General features: G+C 58.5%; 16 protein-coding genes. 12 read left to right on the top strand and 4 right to left on the bottom strand.

Annotated features, from left to right (window positions below; genetic code table 11):
- Positions 1-13: 13 nt before the first annotated feature.
- Positions 14-2,686, bottom strand: coding sequence for a glycoside hydrolase family 2 protein (locus BDD14_RS09245; RefSeq protein WP_242617847.1), 2,673 nt, complete (start codon positions 2,684-2,686; stop codon positions 14-16).
- A 161-nt stretch (positions 2,687-2,847) separates the two neighbouring features.
- Between BDD14_RS09245 and BDD14_RS09240 the strand changes: the two genes are divergently transcribed.
- From BDD14_RS09240 to BDD14_RS09230, 3 genes are read left to right on the top strand one after another with little or no spacing between them, the layout of a single operon-like run.
- Entirely contained in the window at positions 2,848-3,105 is a 258-nt protein-coding gene (locus BDD14_RS09240) for a hypothetical protein (protein WP_130418548.1), read from the top strand.
- Between the two features lie 35 nt (positions 3,106-3,140).
- A complete protein-coding gene (locus BDD14_RS09235; protein ID WP_130418547.1) occupies positions 3,141-4,949 on the top strand; it encodes an ABC-F family ATP-binding cassette domain-containing protein in 1,809 nt (602 codons plus the stop codon).
- Entirely contained in the window at positions 4,919-6,295 is a 1,377-nt protein-coding gene (locus BDD14_RS09230; RefSeq protein WP_242617846.1) for a metal-dependent hydrolase family protein, read from the top strand. The genes BDD14_RS09235 and BDD14_RS09230 overlap by 31 nt, the downstream gene beginning before the upstream one ends.
- 73 nt (positions 6,296-6,368) lie before the next feature.
- Here the strand turns inward: BDD14_RS09230 and BDD14_RS09225 are convergent, their stop codons facing one another.
- The gene (locus BDD14_RS09225; RefSeq protein ID WP_130418546.1) at positions 6,369-7,130 is read right to left on the bottom strand and encodes an enoyl-ACP reductase FabI; all 762 of its coding nucleotides are present in this window, start codon (positions 7,128-7,130) and stop codon (positions 6,369-6,371) included.
- A 222-nt stretch (positions 7,131-7,352) separates the two neighbouring features.
- Between BDD14_RS09225 and BDD14_RS09220 the strand changes: the two genes are divergently transcribed.
- From BDD14_RS09220 to ahpD, 4 genes are all read left to right on the top strand, one after another.
- Positions 7,353-7,784, top strand: a complete 432-nt coding sequence (locus tag BDD14_RS09220) for a Fur family transcriptional regulator (protein ID WP_242617845.1) — start codon at positions 7,353-7,355, stop codon at positions 7,782-7,784.
- A 64-nt stretch (positions 7,785-7,848) separates the two neighbouring features.
- Entirely contained in the window at positions 7,849-9,318 is a 1,470-nt protein-coding gene (locus BDD14_RS09215) for a catalase (protein ID WP_278045475.1), read from the top strand.
- Between the two features lie 232 nt (positions 9,319-9,550).
- Entirely contained in the window at positions 9,551-10,090 is a 540-nt protein-coding gene (locus tag BDD14_RS09210; protein ID WP_130418543.1) for a peroxiredoxin, read from the top strand.
- A 72-nt stretch (positions 10,091-10,162) separates the two neighbouring features.
- The gene (gene ahpD, locus BDD14_RS09205; protein ID WP_242617844.1) at positions 10,163-10,726 is read left to right on the top strand and encodes an alkylhydroperoxidase, AhpD family; all 564 of its coding nucleotides are present in this window, start codon (positions 10,163-10,165) and stop codon (positions 10,724-10,726) included.
- Positions 10,727-10,793: 67 nt separating this feature from the next.
- Here ahpD and BDD14_RS09200 read toward each other — a convergent pair whose 3' ends face one another.
- Positions 10,794-11,840 (bottom strand): M28 family peptidase, encoded by a 1,047-nt coding sequence (locus BDD14_RS09200; protein ID WP_242617843.1) that lies wholly within the window; start codon positions 11,838-11,840, stop codon positions 10,794-10,796.
- Positions 11,841-11,916: 76 nt separating this feature from the next.
- Here BDD14_RS09200 and BDD14_RS09195 point away from each other — a divergent pair, with 76 nt between their 5' ends.
- The 3 genes from BDD14_RS09195 (at position 11,917) to BDD14_RS09185 (ending at position 14,990) form a co-directional block, all read left to right on the top strand.
- Positions 11,917-13,074: a lactonase family protein gene (locus BDD14_RS09195; RefSeq protein WP_165420004.1), complete on the top strand. Its 1,158-nt coding sequence runs from the start codon at positions 11,917-11,919 to the stop codon at positions 13,072-13,074.
- 91 nt (positions 13,075-13,165) lie between these two features.
- Positions 13,166-14,425, top strand: coding sequence for an SH3 domain-containing protein (locus tag BDD14_RS09190; protein ID WP_242617842.1), 1,260 nt, complete (start codon positions 13,166-13,168; stop codon positions 14,423-14,425).
- 316 nt (positions 14,426-14,741) lie between these two features.
- The gene (locus tag BDD14_RS09185; RefSeq protein ID WP_130418541.1) at positions 14,742-14,990 is read left to right on the top strand and encodes a hypothetical protein; all 249 of its coding nucleotides are present in this window, start codon (positions 14,742-14,744) and stop codon (positions 14,988-14,990) included.
- An 89-nt stretch (positions 14,991-15,079) separates the two neighbouring features.
- On the opposite strand, the gene BDD14_RS09180 is transcribed toward BDD14_RS09185, so the two are convergent.
- Positions 15,080-16,237, bottom strand: coding sequence for a DegT/DnrJ/EryC1/StrS family aminotransferase (locus BDD14_RS09180; protein ID WP_341273303.1), 1,158 nt, complete (start codon positions 16,235-16,237; stop codon positions 15,080-15,082).
- Between the two features lie 250 nt (positions 16,238-16,487).
- On the opposite strand from BDD14_RS09180, the gene hfq reads away from it, so the two are divergent.
- Complete coding sequence (gene hfq, locus BDD14_RS09175; protein ID WP_130418540.1) at positions 16,488-16,823, top strand: RNA chaperone Hfq; 336 nt, start codon at positions 16,488-16,490, stop codon at positions 16,821-16,823.
- A 71-nt stretch (positions 16,824-16,894) separates the two neighbouring features.
- Positions 16,895-18,373 carry a GTPase HflX gene (hflX, locus tag BDD14_RS09170; RefSeq protein WP_130418539.1) on the top strand — a complete coding sequence of 493 codons (1,479 nt, stop codon included), beginning with the start codon at positions 16,895-16,897 and terminating at the stop codon, positions 18,371-18,373.
- The last annotated feature ends 331 nt before the right edge of the window (positions 18,374-18,704 follow it).

The following is an 18,704-nucleotide window of genomic DNA, read 5'->3' as shown; positions in this document are numbered from 1 at the left end:
ACTTCGCAACAGCTTATTCAGTCTTCTCCGGAACGATATTCGATGCGGGCCAGTGCAATGGATCCGCATTTTCGTTGGGGGCGATCGAGACGCCGGAGTCTACCGGTTTTACGTTTACGTTGAATCCATCGAGAAGCACGAGTGGCGAATCTCCTGCGAGATCCTTTGTCGCCGCCTGGATGGTAAGGGTGCGGGATTCGCCGGGAACGAGCGAGATGTAGTTGTCGGAGTAGAAGACAGGCAGCACACGGTCGCCGGAGCGCTTTTTATGCAGCTGCAGGTGCGTCATCAGAGCGATGGCATCGGTTGAATTGTGGAGCGTCAGGGTGAGCAGGGTATTGTCGCCCTCTACGCTTGAAGTTCCCGTGACGTCGACGAGTGCCGGCCGCAACTTCGTCAGTTCCGTGAAATCGTCCTGCGCGACGTTTTGCCAGTAGACGTTGGTGGAGACAAGGCTACCGTCTCTTGTGGTGAGATCGAGCTTGACGAAGTAGATGGAGGAAATTCGGGCGGGAACCTCGATCTGGGCGGCCTTTACGGTTGTACTGCCTGCGACCTGCGCGACGGGGTAGGTCTTATCGGAGCTGAGCTTGCTGTCGAAGTCGTAGATGGTGGCGTGCACGCTGAGATTGGCTAACGGATCGGGGGTGTTGTTGACGATCTGAATCGCTCCGTTGGATTCGTTGAGCTGCACGTGGATCTTTTCTGCAGCCTTTTTTGCAGCGTAGAGTGACGCGTTCGGTTCGAGATCGTAGTGGTAGAGCTGCCAGACGAAGCTTGGCTGCGCAGGATGACTCATCCAGGTGAGAATGCCGGTCGTGGTCTTGAACATTTCGGCATTGCGACCCTCGTACATTCCGCGAAAGACTTCGTAGTTTGCAAGCTGAGCCTTGCGGACGAAGTCGGCGAGGTTGCGGATGTGCCCGTATCTCCTGGCGAGGGTGATGGGGTACTCGTCGCCGCGCTGAGCGCCGATAGCCATGTCGTGCTGGGCCCAGTCGTCGTTGATGGTCTCCCAGTCCTTCTTCGGCATCATTCCTTGAATGGACTCGATGGTTGGAACCGATACGGAGCCGACCTCGGTCTTGAAGCTCTCGTTGAAGGCGTAGAAGTAACGCGGGGAGCGCCAGAAATATGGACCGTGCGAAGAGACGCCGCGTCCGTCGGCGGAGTTCGACTGGTAGAGCCGGCTGGGATCGAGTTGAGCCATCATTGTCTTGAGCGTGTCGTCGAGTGCCTTCGGAGGGTAGCCTTCGTTGCGTGCGCACCAGACCGCGATGGATGGATGGTTGCGGTAGCGGCGTACTTTATCGGAGACGTTGGCGAGGTAGGTGGGAATGTCGGCAACGTCGGGGCCGTCGGACGGATTTGGCTGGAAGAACTCGTCCCACAAGAGGATGCCGTATTGATCCGCAAGATCGTAGAAGTCGGGACTAGTGCTCTGGCCGACCCAGTTGCGAATGATGTTGAGGTTGGCGAGGGCGTGCATGTGGAACTGCGCATCGAGCCGTTCGCGGGTGATACGCTTCATGCCCTCGTCGAGTCCCCAGTTGCCTCCCCGCGCCATGATGCGGACGCCATTGACGGAGAGGGTGAGGTTCTCCGAGTCGGCTACCTGATATTCGATTCTTCGGATCCCGAACTGCGTTGATTGCTCGATGGAAGTTTTCTTGCCAGTCTCGAACCGCAGGGTGAGCTTATACAGATTGTGCGGGCCGTAGCCGTTGGGCCACCACAGTTTGGGATTCTGGAGGTGAAGCGCGGGAACGGATTGTTTATCCAGGGAGATGGCCTCGCTGCTGTTGGCCCCGATGGTTACATCTTTGCGGAAGGAGATGGGCTCTCCTTGTCCCTTGACTGTTCCGACGAGTGTTCCTTGTATCGGCTTGGGCGACAGGTTGGTTGCCGTGGTGGAGATGGAGAGATCGGCTGCGTCGTTTGTTCGCGCGAGATCGCTGGTGACGAAGGTGTCCTTGACGATGACGGGACCGGTAGAAGAGAGCGTGACGGGAAGCCAGATGCCGGTGTCGCGGTCTCGAATTGCTGGAAGCCAGTCCCATCCGATAGTGGAGAGGAAGGTGGGGCCATCGAGTGCCGTCTCGCCGCCGTTCTTTCCTACGCCCAGCGCGGCAGTATGTTCGTGAGGGACGCCGGGATGAGGCTGCGGCGAGACGAGCACTGCAAGCGCCGCCGTCTTACCCGGCTGAACGTAGGCAGAGATATCGAAGTCGCCGCGAAGGAAGGCTCCGCGCATCTCGCCGGCTTTGTGGCCGTTGACCCACACTTCGGCGGAGTAATTGATTCCGGCGAAGTGGAGCCATGTGTGCCTGCCTTTGTATGCGGCGGGAACCGTGAAGGTAGTGCGATACCAATAACTGGTCTTGTTGAGGCTCTCGGGGATGCTGCGCATATTTTCACCGTAGAGAGGCTCGGGGTAGACCTTGTTGTTGACGAGGGTGGTCAGCACGGTTCCCGGGACGGTTGCGGTGTACCAGTCGCCGGTCTTGAAGTTGGCGGCTGCAATCTCAGCCGGAGATGCTGCAACTTTCGCGGCGTCCTGAAGCTTCCAGCCGGTGAGAGCCTGATTGTCTTGTTGCGCTGAGGCAAACGGGATTGGCATAAGGGACAACAGGGCGAGAGCGATCTTTGAACCGGTCATGGAATGGGAGGGCGCTTTCGAAGTCAAGGAGTTTTCTCGCTCAAAATACTAGCGCATGAGCGGTTGCACAGCTTACTTCGCAGTGCGCTTTCGATTCCTTCTATCGGAGCATTAGAATGACGCACGAGGAGTCTGTCATGGGTCTGAGTGATCAGCCGTTCGAGGTGATGTGTCCGGATTGCGGAGCGATGCTGAAGGTCGATCCGGTCAGCCGCGCGATTATTTCGCACAAATCCGCACCGAAGAAGAAGACGTTTGAGGACTTCGGCGAGGCGGCCAAGGCGTTGCGCGAGGCCGATGCGCGGCGCGACACGATCTTTCAGCAATCGGTCGAGGCGCAGAAAAATAAGGAAGATGTGCTGGCAAAAAAGTTTGCCGAGGCGGTGAAGAAGGCGAAGGAGACTCCTTTGGGAGATCGTCCCTTGCGCGATTTCGATCTCGATTGATCGGCGCTCACGAGAAGGGCGCGTTAAACTGAATCATGCCACCGATTTTGAACGCGCAAGGGCTTTCGAAGAGCTTTGGCGCAACGCCCCTGTTTCGTGATATCGCCTTCACTGTCTCCGATGGAGACCGGATCGGACTTATCGGTCCGAATGGAGCCGGAAAGAGTACGCTGCTCAAGATTCTTGCCGGTGAGGAAGATGGAGATTCCGGCGATGTCGCGGTTCGCAGACGCGCGCGCATAGGCTATGTGCGTCAGGAATCGACGTTTGGTTCAGGCAAAACGATTCGCGAGATTCTTGAGGCTGCGCTGGTCGCGGGCAATGTCGCCGAAGGGGAGCGAGAGGGAAAGCTTCGCGAGACCAGCGGACGGATTGGTTTGCCGGACGTAACGGTGGAAGCGGCTACGTTGAGCGGAGGCTGGCGCAAGCGCCTTGCGATTGCTGAGGCGATCGTTGCCGCGCCGGATGTGCTGCTGCTGGATGAGCCTACCAATCACCTGGATCTGGCGGGAATCGCGTGGCTTGAGGAGCTGTTGAATGAAGGCAGCTTTGCGTCGGTCATCATTACGCACGATCGCTATTTCCTGGAGAACGTGGCCACGGAGATCGTCGAGCTGAATCGCGTCTACGCGGACGGCGTACTGCGGGTCCAGGGGAGCTACTCAAAGTTTATCGAGGCGAGACAGGCTTATCTTGAGTCGCAGTCGCGCCTGGAAGAGTCGCTGCGCAATCGCGTTCGAACGGAGGTGGAGTGGCTTCGTCGCGGACCGAAGGCACGCGCCACCAAGGCGAAGGCCCGCATCGATACGGCGAATCAACTGATCGATCAGTTGAAAGAGGTTTCCGCGCGAGGACAAAGTACAACCGCGACGATCGGCTTTGCCGGGACGGATCGGCAGACGAAACGGCTCGTGGAGCTCAACGACGTCACGATTGAGCTGGGTGGCAGGAAGATTGTGGAGCATCTCAGCTTTCTGATCGCAAATGGAACGCGTGTGGGGTTGGTGGGGCCTAACGGCAGTGGCAAGACGACAATTCTGCGGTTACTTACCGGAGAGCTTGCTCCATCCGTGGGTGAGGCGAGTCAAGCAGGTTCGCTGCGCATGGTGTACTTCAGCCAGATGCGCGAACTGCCTGAAAAAGTAACGCTGCGTCGTGCGCTGGCTCCGGACTCGGATTCTGTCGTGTATCAGGGGCGAGTGGTTCACGTCGCCAGCTATGCGCAGAAGTTCCTGTTTACGGGCGATCAGCTGAACCAGCCGGTGGAGCGGCTTAGCGGAGGCGAGCGCGCTCGTGTGCTGATCGCGAGGCTTATGCTCGAGCCGGCGGATCTCCTGCTGCTTGACGAGCCTACGAACGATCTGGACATTGCCACTCTGGAGGTGCTCGAGGAGAGTCTGCTCGAGTACAAGGGCGCACTGGTTTTAGTCACGCACGATCGGTACATGCTCGATCGGGTTTCGACCACGGTGCTTGGTCTCGATGGAAAGGGGAGCTCCGCTGTCTTCGCGGATTATCCGCAGTGGGAGCAGTGGTTCCTCAGCCAGCAGTCGGAGCGAGAGACAGCGCCGGAAACTGAAAAAACTGCTTCGCCGGTCGAGACGGCAGCGGTGCTGACGAAGAAGAAGCTTTCGTATCTTGAGGCGCGGGAGTTTGCGACGATCGAGGAGCGAGTGGAGGCAGCAGAGGCTCGTCTTGATGCTGCGAGGGATCTGGTGAGCGATCCTGAGGTCGCCGTGGACGCTACGAAGCTGACCGAGGCGCTTGCGGAGATGGAGTTGGCACAAGCCGACTCCGATGCCCTCTATGCGCGATGGGCGGAGCTTACAGCGAAGGCTGGCTGATTGTTCGCGCTGATGCCAGCGGCCTGCTGTATGCTGCTGGCACCATGAAGAAACTTGTATGCAGTTTCCTCTTCGCGTCTGCGGCGCTCTGGAGCTATGGTCAGGCGGCGACGGAAGGCAGGCATCCGGTGGTGCTTCACGCGGCGCACATGCTCGATGTTGCGGACGGGAAGATCGTCAGTCCCGGTGAAGTTCTGGTGGACGGCAATAAGATTCTTGCCGCCGGGAGTTCGGTGACGCGGCCTGCCGGGGTCGAGGTGATCGATCTGGGGGATACGACCCTGATGTCGGGGTTGATCGACGCGCATGTTCACCTGTTTCTGCATCCTGGAGCCGAAGATCTTCAGACCGTGGAGGAGAGTGTTCCCCAAAGAACGCTGATCGCTGCAGATGCCGCCAGACGGGATCTTCTTGCAGGATTTACCGCGGAGCGCGACATGGGAACCGAGGGTGCAGGGTGCGCCGATGTTGCGGTTCGTAATGCGATCAACAAGGGCCTGATTCCCGGACCCAGGATGCGCGTAAGCTGCAACGCCGTGGATATTCTTGGCGGCCACGAGGACGCGATTGGCTACAACCCTGCTCAGAGAATCTTTTCCAATGCCGACTATGCGAACTCCGCCGAGGAGCTGGTAGCGGTGATTCGCGAACAGCGAAAGGGCGGAGCTGACTTCACCAAGATCTATGAGACTGGGCGAGATTCGATTGCGGGCGGCAAGTTTCGAACGCCGTATCAGTACACGACGGAGCAACTCACGGCTGCAATCAGAGAGGCTGAGCGAACTGGCGGGGACAACAGCTCGGGACGGGGCATCGCAGTTCATGCAACGGGGGAGCCTGGAGCCGGCTTCGCTGTGGCGGCCGGTGTGAGCTCGGTGGACCACGCTTACGTATTGAGCGATGCCACCATGAAAGCCATGCATCAAAAGGGAATCTACGCGGTGCCGACGTTTGCGATAGGCGAGTACTTCGCGGATCATGCGGCAACCGCTGAGCGTGGGGAAAGACTGAAAGCAGAGCAGGCGCTTCACGCAGCTGAATTCAAAAAGCAGATGGCTGCAGGAGTTCCGTTCGCCGTGGGAAGTGACGTCGGGCCATTTCCGCACGGAACGCAGGCACGAGAGATGGAGCTGATGGTGCAGTACGGCATGAAGCCGGTGGAGGTGTTGCGTGCAGATTTGTTGAACGGCGCAAGGCTGCTTGGCTGGTCAGGTCAGATAGGAGAGCTCAAGGAAGGCTACTTCGCGGATATCGTCGCGGTGCCGGGCAATCCGTTGGACGATATCGCTGTACTGAGCAATGTGAAGTTCGTGATGAAGGACGGCGTGATTTACCGCCGTCCCTAGGGCCATTCGGACGGAAGCTGGAGTTCTCTTCGGAGGCGAGATGAGTTTTGCCTCGCCTGTGCTGAAGAGCTCCTTAGAGTCCGGTTACGTTGTAGCCGGCGTCCACAAAGGTAACTTCTCCGGTGATTCCGCTGGCGAGATCGCTTGCGAGGAAGAGCGCTGCGTTACCAACCTCGGCGGTTTCGACGTTACGGTGAAGGGGAGCGCGTTCTTCCACAGCATTGAGGATCTTGGTGAAGTCGCTGATGCCGCGAGCAGCGAGGGTCTTGATGGGCCCTGCGGAGATGGCGTTGACGCGAATCTTCCTGGTGCCAAGGTCGGCGGCGAGGTATCGGACGGCGGCCTCAAGGGCGGCCTTCGCGACTCCCATGATGTTGTAGTTGGGGAAGACCTTTTCGGAGCCGTAATAGGTAAGGGTGAGGATGGAGCCGCCTTCGGTCATCAGCGGGGCCGCGCCACGGGCGAGCGCGATGAGCGAGTAGGCACTGATGTCGTGCGCGATGCGGAAGTCTTCGCGGGCCGTCTCGAGGACGGTATTTTTGATATTGGGCGCGAAGCCTATGGAGTGAACGAGGATATCGAGCTTACCGTACGCAGAGGCGAGCTGGGCAAAGACGGCGTCGATGTCGGCATCCACGGATACGTCGCACTTGAAGGTCTTGGCCGAGGGTAGCTCGGCGGCGAGGGCTTCGGCGTCCCGCTGGAGGCGCTCATTCTGATAGCAGATCGCCAGGGTGGCGCCGGCTTCGGAGAGCTTCTGGGCGATTCCCCAGGCGATACTGCGCTTGTTTGCGAGGCCGAAGACGACGGCGACTTTGCCCTTGAGATCAATCATGATTCTGGTATATCTCCTGTAACTTTTCCCGTTGCTAAGGATAGCAGCGTTGAAACGCGAGAGAGGGATAGGGCTGGATAAATGGCTGAAAATGGGTGAATTGAGGGGAGCCCGGAGGCTCGGGAAGGGACAGGATAGAAAGGAATGCGGGCGGCCTTCTGTGGACAACCAAATTTATTGGATAATAACTTTTATCGTTCTCTTTGGAGTAGACTGATCTTCGTGCAGCAGACTTCCTCGAACTTCCGTAAACTTTGCGCCGAACACGGGCTTGCCGTGACCCATCAGCGCCAGGTGCTGTACGAGGTGATGCAGGGAATGGAAGGCCACCCCAGTCCGGAGGAGGTCTTCGCCCGTGTGAAGAAGAAGGTTCCGGCCATCTCGCTGGCGACCGTATACAAGAACATCCATCTGTTCGTTGAGAGCGGGATCTTCCGCAAGATGAGCATGCATCATGGCTCGGTGCGGGTGGAGATGAATGATGAGGAGCACCATCACATGGTGTGCTCCAGATGCAAAGCAATTGCCGACATCGGAGAGAAGGAACTGGGGCTGGCGCCGAGGCGACGCAAGCTGCCGGATGGATTTCTGGTGGAGCGGTACGCCGTCGATGTGATTGGCCTGTGCGCGAAATGCCAGCAACAGGCTTCGTGAAATGCTGTTCAACCAAGCTTCGTTTTCGAGGTGATGTATGTCTGAGGATCGCAAGAGCAGAGTGATGACGACCGACGCAGGCCGGCCGGTAGGTGATAACCAGAACTCCCTTACGCTGGGCCCGCGTGGCCCTGTCGTCTTCGAGGATTTCCTGCTGTTCGAGAAGATGGCGCACTTCAACCGTGAGCGGATTCCAGAACGCGTGGTGCACGCGAAAGGCTCGGGAGCCTATGGAACTTTCACGGTTACAAATCCAGAGATGGCGAGGTACACGACGGCGAAGCTGTTCGATACGGTGGGCAAGCAGACGCCGACTTTTATCCGGTTTTCGACGGTAGGTGGTGAAAAGGGATCGGCAGACACGGAGCGCGATCCGCGCGGCTTTGCGCTGAAGTTTTACACCGAAGAGGGAAACTGGGACATGGTTGGGAACAACACCCCTGTGTTCTTCATCCGTGATCCGCTGAAGTTCGGTGATTTTATTCACACGCAGAAGCGTGATCCGGAAACGAACCTGAAGTCGCCCACGATGATGTGGGATTTCTGGAGCCTGTCTCCCGAGAGTCTTCACCAGGTGACGATTCTGTTCAGCGATCGCGGAACCCCGGATGGCTTTCGTCATATGGATGGGTTCTCGAGCCACACGTTTTCGATGATCAATGCGAAGGGCGAGCTGTTTTACTGCAAGTGGCACTTCAAGACGAAGCAGGGCATCAAGAACTTCACCCGCGAAGAGGCCGATCATATGAAGTCGGTCGATATGGATCATGCACAGAATGATCTCTTCCATTCGATCAAGCGCGGCGAGTTTCCCAAGTGGGCCGTGAAGGTGCAGATTATGCCCGAGGCCGAAGCGGAGACGTATCACATCAATCCGTTCGACCTGACGAAGGTCTGGCCCCACGGCGACTATCCGCTGATTGAGGTAGGCGAGCTGGAGCTGAATCGGAATCCGGTGAACTACTTCGCCGAGGTTGAGCAGGCTGCGTTTGAGCCGCGCAATGTCGTTCCGGGAATGGGCTTCTCTCCGGACAAGATGCTGCAGGGCCGGCTGATCAGCTATCCCGATGCGCATCGTTACCGTCTTGGAGTGAACTACGACTCGCTTCCGGTCAATGCACCGAAGTGTCCGTTTGCAACGTACAACCGCGATGGTTCGATGCGTTTTGATGGCAATGGCGGCAATGGTCCGAACTATGAGCCGAACAGTTTCGGTGGCCCGACGCAGGATCCGAAGTATGTTGAGCGTCAGGTTACCTATAACTCCTCGACGGTGGGACGGTTCAGCCATCGGGAGCACGATGGGGATTACTTCACGCAGCCGGGTAACCTGTTCCGTCTGATGACGCCGGATGCGCAGGAGCGGCTATGCGGAAATATCGCTGCCGGACTGGGCCAGGTGGAGAAGCGTATCCAGGATCTGCAGATCAATCACTTCTACAAATGCGACCCGAAGTATGGAGAAGGAGTAGCCAAAGCGATCGGTCGCAAGATCGAGGAGATCATCAAGGCGGATGAGTTAGTGGGAGCGTAGTTTCCTTCTAAGTTCCACCTGCTTCAAGCGATAAATCATGGCGACAGAAAGCGACTCGACAGAGTGCTCTCTGTCGCCATGATTTTTTGATCATAAGTGATTGATATAGTAATTTACTCTCTTCCGCAGGGTGCATTTTTTTGCTAAAATCAGACATCCGGCTTAATCGCGGTTTTTGATGCCGTGAAGCAGAAAAATTTTATAACTACAACCCTGAGAGGATTTACTGTACATGCTACAGATTGGCGAGAAGTTTCCTGATTTTGAGCTAACTGCTACTGTTTCAATCGAGAAGGACGAAGCGAAGGCCTTCAAGACGATCACGGGCGATTCTTATCCTGGAAAGTGGAAGCTCTATTTCTTCTGGCCGAAGGACTTTACCTTCGTCTGCCCGACTGAGATTGCGGCTTTTGGGAAGCTGAATGGCGAGTTCGCGGATCGTGATTGCCAGATTCTGGGAGGTAGCACGGACAACGAATTTGTTCATGCCGCCTGGCGCACGCATCATGCGGACCTGAAGGACCTGCCGTTCCCGATGTTGTCGGATATCAGGCGCGATCTTTCCGGTCAGCTTGGCATCCTGGACGAGAAGGCTGGTGTGGCTCAGCGCGCGACGTTCCTGGTGGATCCTGACAATGTCATTCGCTTTATCTATGTTACGGATCTGTCGGTGGGACGGAATCCGCAGGAGGTGTTGCGGGTCCTTGACGCTCTCCAGACCGACGAGCTGTGCCCCTGCAACTGGCAGAAGGGTGAAGCGACCCTGAACTAACTGTATCCAGGCAAGAGACTGGGCGCGGATGCGGTGCGGTCCGCGCCCCCTTTGCCGATTGGGAAGGAGACGATGAAGATGACGATGGAAGATCTGATTGGTGGACTGCCGGCTTATGCGAAGGACATGAAGCTGAACTACTCTTCGCTGGTCAAGCAGAACACGGAACTGACTGCGCAGCAGCTATGGGGCACGGTGGTGGCCTCCGCGATAGCGACGAGGAATGCCGAGTTGACCGCGGCAGCGATCGCCGAAGCCGAGGCTGCGGGGTTGACGCCGCAGGCTTTGGATGCGGTCAAGGCCGCTACCGCGATCATGGGAATGAATAACATCTACTACCGGTTCCAACACCTGACGACGAACGAGAAGTATGCGACGCTTCCGGCGCGTCTGCGGATGAACGCTCTGCGTGGGCATGGCGTCGATGCAGTGGACTTCGAGTTGTGGTGCCTGGTGGTGAGCGCGGTGAACGCGTGCGGAAAGTGTGTGGATTCGCACGAGCGGGTACTTCGCGAGAAGGGTGCGGCCGAAGAGCTGATCAATGCCGCGATTCGCGTGACGTCAGTGATTCACTCCATCGGAGTGGTGCTCGACTCCGAGAAGGCAGCACCGACACCGGTTGCTGCACTCACCTAGAGAGCGGGCTTGAGGCAAAAGGAAGGCGCGGGTTTCAGCCCGCGCCTTTTTGTTGATTGAGGTCAGTTCAATGTTTCGAATCGGGCGGAGGTTGGCCGGGGTTTCCGCCTGGATTCCATTGTGGCTTGAAATTCGAATCGGCGAGCCAGCGGATCGGCGCGATCATCGACGCGATGGCATTGGTCATGTGAGTAAAGTCGATAGTTCGAAGTTCATCGGACGGCTTGTGGTAATCGTGATGAAGGCCAAAGCTCGAGATCGTGTGGGCGATGATTCCCTGACGTGCGAGCGCATAGTTATCGGAGCGTTGGAAGAAGAGCTCTTTGGGATGAGGATCGTTGACGAGGTGGGCTCCGTGGCGTGCCAGCTCGGGGCCAAGATTGGAGCGGGTGAAGCCGGTGAGCCAGAGCGTGCCCGCGGGCACGGAAGAATCGGGACGCCCGATCATCTCGAATTCGAGGTTGGCGACGATCTCAGGGAGCGGGATGGGGGGATGGCTGAGAAAGGCGCGGTTCCCGAATCCGCCCATCTCTTCGGAGCCGAAGAGGGCGAAGACGATCGTGCGTCTGGGCCGCTTGCCGGAGGCGAGCAGGTGTGCGAGGGTGAGTACGGCTGTCGTTCCCGAGGCGTCATCGTCGGCCCCGTTGTAGATGGAGTCGCCCTTGTCGTCGGCTGCTACGCCGAGATGATCGAGATGCGCGCTGAGCAGGAGGACCTCCTCCGGAGCGGCAGTGCCGCGGAGAATACCGATTGCGTTCCAGGTCTCGGTGCGCGGAGTGTTTTCGAATTTTGAGAGGCGTTGTTGCAGCTGTGGCGAAAGCGGACTGGGAAGCGCCGCTTTTTGGATGTAGGTTCCATTGTCTCCACCGGGCTCGAGGCCGAGGGTCTGGAGCTGCGAGGCGGCAAAGAGAGCGGCGATGTGCTCATCGCGTGTGGCTGAGCCGCGGCCGTGCAACTCGTCGTCGGCGAGGAAGTTCATGTCCGCATGAACCTCCCGTTCCAGGGACGCGGTTGCGGCTGTCGTTTTTGTCTGTGGAGAGTCGAAGGAATGGGCAGGTTGCTGTCCGGTGATCAGAAGAAAACAAACAAGTGCTGTTGCCGTGCGAAAGTACATGCATCTGTCTGCCAGCATGCCGGCGATTATAGATGAGGGTATTGTTGAAACAGCAACAATGCAGGGGAGCAAGAGGTTGAGGACGAGAGAGGCAAAGCGCTGGCTGCAGGGAACGCGAATCCTGATTCTTTCGCTAATGGCGACTACAGTAGGGTGCGGCAATTTTTTCGTTCCTCCGGACAACAGCGGAGGCGATGATGGCGGCGGTGGAACAAGCACCAGTCGTGTCTACGTTATGAATGCAACGGCAGGTGCGAACACAACGACAGGTTCGATTGCCGGCTTCACCATTGCCAACGGGACATTGACTCCGGTCCCGAATTCCCCAATGGCTGTCCAGTTTCAGCCTCTCGCGGCCATCGTCTCACCCAACAATGCGTTTCTCTATGTGGCTGGACCGAGCTCAATCAATGTTTATGCCATCAACTCGGATGGTTCGTTAACGGCGCTGAATAATGGGGTGGTTATCAGCGTCGCGTCACTGGATATATCTCCGGATGGACAATGGCTGTTCGGTCTGGATCTGCAACAGAGTAATTTGGATGAATTTCAGATCGACGCATCTTCGGGTGGTCTGTCGGCCTTGACCCCCCAACCCCTTCCGGCCCTGACCGGCACCATGGTCCCGCAGATGGTGAAGGTCTCGCCAACAGGCAATCTTGTGTTTTGTGCGTTGGGCACGGGGGGAGACCGTGTGTTTACCCTGAACACAACGTCAGGAACTTTAACTTACGCCAACCAAGCGCTGCAGCTGAACTCTGCGAGCACGAGTGATAACGCATTGGCAACCGACAGCACGGGGACATATCTCTATATCGCTCGCGCCGGAACCAACGGCGGCATCGCGGTATACACGATCGGTGGTGGTGGCGTTTTGACTGCGATTGCAGGGTCGCCATTCGCGGCGGGGAATCGTCCGTTTTCCATTGCGTTGGACAAGACCGGGAAGTACCTCTATGCCGCGAACCGTACGGATGGAACCATATCGGGCTATACCATCGGTGCGGGGGCATTGACGGCGATCTCGGGGTTTCCGATCACCAGCGGGCTGCAGGTCAATTCGCTGGGGGCGGATTCGAGTGGAACTTACCTGCTGGCGGGAGCCAATGGCGGAAACCCAGATCTTTCTCTGTACAGCTTCGATGCGACGACGCTGGGCAAACTGAATCTGACGACGAGCACGGCTACGGATACCGATCCCACCAACGTTACACAGATTGCTCTGACGCACTGAGCAGGTTGCCTCAGGGGGTAACAGCTCTCCGATTTCACGAGCGGCCGGAGGGGATGGATCGCAGTGTCGGTACTATGGAAGAGGTGCTGCCTTGCGCGGCGCGGCGGAGTTCGGAACTATCTACTGCTTACTTGGACAGAACGGTGAACGGCGCCGACGGAACGGCGTGCTGCTGCAGAGTCTTTTTCTAAGCTGCTGCCTGGTCTTTTTTCTGGCGGGATGTTCCAAGCTTCGTCCCAAGCCCGCGAAGGAGAATGTTTATGTGACGGCGAAGCAAACCTTTCTGCGGGATCGCGTGGCGGCGGTTTCGAACCGTACGGCTACGGTGGCGAATGGCGACAAGCTGATCGTTCTCGAGAAGGGCCGCCGATTTCTGAAGGTGCAGACGGCGAAGGGCGAGCAGGGCTGGATCGATGAGAAGGCTGTCGCCTCCCAGGAGATCTACGACGAGTTCGATGCCTTGAAGCGGGATCACAAGGGAGATCCTGTGATTGCGAACGGGGTCGTCCGGGATGATGTGTATCTGCACACAAAACCGGGGCGCGACTCGGATCGCCTGTTCCGGCTCATTGAGGGCGAGAAGCTGAAGCTGCTGCAGCGGGCGACGCTGCCGAAGCCGCTTCCTCCGGGCCAGCGGCTGGTGAGGCCATCGGCGACTCCTCCGAGTCCTAAGGCGAATACGACGAAGCCGGTTGCGGAGGCGAAGACACCGGTTGCCGATGAGCCTCCGGCGCCTCCGGCGATGGAAGACTGGTGGCTGGTTCGGGACTCCAAGGGCAACATGGGCTGGCTCTACAGCCGCATGATGGACGTCGATGTTCCCGATGCGATCACGCGCTACTCGGAGGGCCAGCGAATCGTAGGAGCCTATGTGCTGACGACGGTCAACGATCCCGAGGCTCCCCAGGACGAGAAGAACGTTCCGGTCTATGTGACGGTGCTGAATCCTTACAAGGCCGGCTTGCCGTATGACTTCGACCAGGTTCGGGTGTTTACCTGGAATGTGAAGAAACATCGGTACGAGACCGGCTTCCGAGAACGAAACATTGAAGGCTATCTCCCGGTCGAGATCAGGATGGCGAAGGATCCCTACGGGAAGGCTCCGGTGTCGATGGCCGAGGCCCCGACGTTCAGCTATCGTGTGCTGTCGGCGGACGCTCCGGTGGTGATTCCGGATCCGGTCACCGGTGCCATGGTTCCGATGAAGACCAATCTGAAGACGTATCGACTGGAAGGGAACCTGCTGCGTCGAGTGATCGAGCCTGGGTCGACTCCTCCGATGGATGCGCATCCGGAGCCGCTTTCAGAGAAGAAGAAAGCGGCAGCTGCGAAGCGGCGCGGCAGGCGATGACCCCACCCCCCCCTTGGTTGATTTTATAAACCGCTTGTTATTAGTGGTTTACGCAAGAACTATGGCCGTAAAATATTACAAATAAAGGGTTTATATCTTAAAATATTGAAAAACAAGGGTTTAATCGGACCCATGCTGGAGTCTTCTTTCTTGTCTGGTTCTATTTTAGCGAAATGACGTAAACCAATCGGCAGATTAATGTTCCCTGTTTTGTTTGGTTTACGCGAATCTTCGCTTGACAAGGCTACGATGACGGTCTGGCTGACGCGGGCTATGGTCCGGCTGACGCGGCAAGGCTATACGGCTGCGAATTTTGGTGCGCGAACCCGAGAACCCGCAGATCCTTCGACTGCGCCCTTCGGGCTTCGCTCAGGATGACACGGTTGAGATTGGTCACGATTCCTGGTGGGTGATGCGATTCCTGATGGGCGATGCGATTCCTGATGGGCGATGCGATTCCCGATGGGCGATGCGATTCCTGGTGGGTGATGCGATTCTTACTGGGCGATGCGATTCCCGATGGGCGATGCGATTCTTACTGGGCGATGCGATTCCTGGTGGGTGATGCGATTCTTACTGGGCGATGCGATTCCTGGTGGGTGATGCGATTCCTGCTGGGCGATGTGATTCCCGATGGGCGACACGGTTCGTCGGCTACTTATAGAAGCTCAGGATGGCGTCTACGACAGTCTGCTGCTCGTCGTCGCGAAGCTCGGGGTAGATGGGGAGGGCCAAGACCTCGGATGCGGCCTGTTCGCTGACGGGAAAGTCTCCCTGCCTGTATCCGAGGCTGGCCAGACTGGTCTGCAGATGGAGGGGGAGAGGGTAATAGACCTCGGTCCCGATCTGACGGTCGGCGAGGTACTGGCGCAGGGCGTCGCGGCGAGGCGCGCGGATGACGTATTGGTGAAAGACGTGGGTGGCGCGGGGATCGGTGAAGGGAAGGACGATGCCTTCGGCGGTGTTTCGGGCGGCGAGTCCGGCTTCGGTGAGGAGCTGGTCGTAGCGGTGGGCGAGTTCGCGGCGCTGCTGGTTCCAGCGAGGAAGGTGGCGCAGCTTGACCTCGAGAACCGCGGCCTGCAGGGAATCGAGCCGGGAGTTCCAGCCGATCTCGTCGTGGAAGTAGCGGCGGCGCATGCCGTGGGCACGGAGCATGCGGGCGTGCTCGTCGAACTCGGGCGAGGAGGCGGTGAGCAGGCCGGCGTCTCCGAAGGCGCTGAGATTCTTGGTGGGGTAGAAGCTGAAGGCGGCGAGGTCGCCCAGGCTGCCGGCCGGGGTATCGCGCCAGGCGGCGCCGAAGGCCTGGGCGGCGTCCTCGACGAGGAGGAAGCCGTGGCGGTGCTTGAGTTCCTGAAAGGCATCCCAGTCGGCGCACTGGCCGTAGAGGTGGACGGGAAGGACGGCTTTGAGGGCGGAGCCGGAGTGCTGGAGGATGACCTCGTTCACCGATTGAGGGGAGAGATTGAAGGTGAGGGGGTCGATGTCGGCCAGCAGAGGCTGGGCTCCCGTGCGCAGGATGGAGCTGACGGAGGCGAAGAAGCTGAAGGGGGTGGTGATGACGGCATGGCCGGGACCGATTCCTGCGGCCGCGAGCGCCAGCCAGAGGGCATCGGTTCCACTGGCGCATCCGATGGCATGGGGCGCGTTGCAGGCGAGGGCGGCGGCTTGCTCGAAGGATTCCACGGCGGGGCCGAGGATGAACCGTTGCGAGTCGCAGACCTGCTCGATTGCGGCGAGGACCTCCTCGCGGATGGAGGCGTACTGCCTGGAGAAGTCGAGCATGGGGACGGTTTGGGTGATTTCTGATGGCACGAAGTCATGGTAAATCGTGCGGATGGCGGAAGAGTCCCTGCGGGAGTTTGTTGCGTCTAACCACTTATGGAGCCGAAGCTGTTTCGATTTGCGGCGTGTCGCGAGTTGAAAATTGCGGTGGATGCTCGTATCGTGGAACCTCTTGGCTTCAGACTCAGCACGGTGGCTGTCTTGGCGTCCGACTGAAGGGCATGAAGTTTGGCGGAATCTTATTTTTTTTGAAAATTTAAAAGTTAAGGAGATCGGCACCATGGACTCAAAGCCGGCACAGAACATTCAGGATACTTTTCTCAATACGGTCCGCAAGGACAAGAGCCCGATCACGATTTACCTGGTGAGCGGGGTCAAGCTGACGGGAAAGATCCGCTCATTCGACAAGTACTCGGTTCTGCTCGAGAACAACAGCCAGGAACAACTGATCTTCAAGCATGCGATCTCCACGGTAGTGAGTGGCCGCATGGGTGGAGTTCATGGTGAAGGGAAGGTGGACGTCCGGAGCTCGGCATCGCCGCAAGCCGCTGCCGTTGGAACTGCAGCAGCCCCGTCCCCGGTTCCTGAGGTCACTGGTGCATCTCCTGTTCGTTGATTTCACCCGGTCAGCGAAATCTTGAAGGACCTTTTCATGAAGAGACTCGTGAAGATGCCCGGATCGCTCCTGTGAAGACTTCGAAACCGTATCGTCGAACCCTTGTGGAGGCGCAACAATCCCTGGCGAAGGCCGGGGATGGCGCCTTCTCCGGGGAGCCTGTGGAGCGGGCGGTACTGGTGGCGGTGGAGTTTACCGGATCGCGCCGCCGCCTGACGGCTACGGCGGCGCAGGCTCGGAAGTCTGCGACCCTGCTGGCCGAGGCTGAAGCCGATGTCTTCGAGCCCGAGGACGTCGAAGCCTCCGCTTCGCGAAGGAGCGTTGACGACCGGAGTCGGAACGATCACGATCTGGATTTTGACGCTTCTCTGGCCGAGTTTCAGGAGCTGACACGAAGCGCCGGAGCCGAGATTGCGGCTACGCTGATTCAGAAGAGAGCGCGACCCGATCCGGCTACGCTTGTGGGACAGGGCAAGCTGGAAGAGATTGCGGGGGTCGCGGCATCGGTGAACGCCGACGTGGTTCTGTTCGACCATGATCTGACTCCTTCGCAGATGCGCAATCTCGAGGCGAAGCTCGATGCAAGGGTGATCGATCGAACGCAGCTGATCCTGGATATCTTCGCGCGTCATGCACGGACCCGCGAAGGACAGCTGCAGGTGGAGCTGGCGCAGCTGGAGTATCAGCTGCCGCGCCTGGCGGGTCGGGGCAAGACGATGAGCCAGCTGGGAGGCGGCATCGGGACGCGCGGCCCGGGTGAGACGCAGCTGGAGACCGATCGCCGCAAGATCGGGCTGCGAATTCATCATGTGAAGGGACAGCTGGAATCGGTGAGGCGGATTCGACGACAGCAGCGTCAGCGCCGGGAGGCGGTTCCGGTTCCGGTGGTTGCCCTGGTGGGATACACGAATGCAGGCAAGAGCACCCTGTTCAATGCCTTGACCGAGGCTGGAGTTCTGGAGTCGTCGCGGATGTTCGCGACGCTGGACCCGAAGCTGAAGCAGCTGCAGCTTCCTTCACGGCGCAAGATTCTGCTGTCGGATACAGTGGGCTTCATTCGCAATCTGCCTCACTCGCTGGTGACGAGCTTTCGGGCGACGCTCGAGGAGGTTGAGCGGGCCGAGCTTCTGCTGCATGTGCGGGACGCTGCGAGCCCGATGCTCGAAGAGCAGAAGGCGGAGGTGGGGTTGGTGCTGGGAGAGCTGGACGTCAGCGGGAAGCCGGTGATCGAGGTGATGAACAAGGCCGATCTGGTTCCGGCGGCGGAGCGGGAGAACCTGCGGGGAGGAGACCGGGTGTGGGTTTCGGGACTGAAGCGGGAGGGACTGGGAGAGCTGCTCCATGCGATCGATCAGCATCTGCTGGTGGACCCTGTGATCGAGAGTGACTTCCGTCTGCCTCAGTCGGAGGGCGCGGCGATCGCTGCGCTGGAGGCGGGAGCGGTTTTGCGGGACAAGCGATTTGAGGGGAACCTGGTTTACCTGGTAGCGAAGGGACCGGCGTCGCTGCTGAACCGGTATCGGAGGTTCCAGGTACGGCGGGCGAGCTGACGGACAACAGGCCGTTAACTAGCATAGGCCGCCTGATGGGGAGCGGAGGTGGTGTCCCTTATCACGCGACCTATGTGACCCAGAGAATAGGGTCCGGGTGGTGTTAAAAGTTTACGAGTTTTCCCAGCGAAGTCAAAGGGGGAATGGGGGTATCGATGAACGCCCGTTTGTTCGTTTATCGCCACATGTTTGATTGACACTCTAACGGGCGCTTTGCTAAAACTAGGTGTACCGCAATCTGCAAGACAGGCCCAACCTGTGCGCTTAGAATAAATTAAGCGTACCTGAACGGCTTATTACGATCGAGAAGAGACTCGGAGCGGTCGCAACC

Origin of the sequence: Edaphobacter modestus (assembly GCF_004217555.1) — a bacterium.
In the GTDB taxonomy this organism is placed as follows: Bacteria; Acidobacteriota; Terriglobia; order Terriglobales; family Acidobacteriaceae; genus Edaphobacter; species Edaphobacter modestus.
Note: the sequence above shows the minus strand (reverse complement) of the source record. Positions and strands in the feature narration are given on the sequence as shown.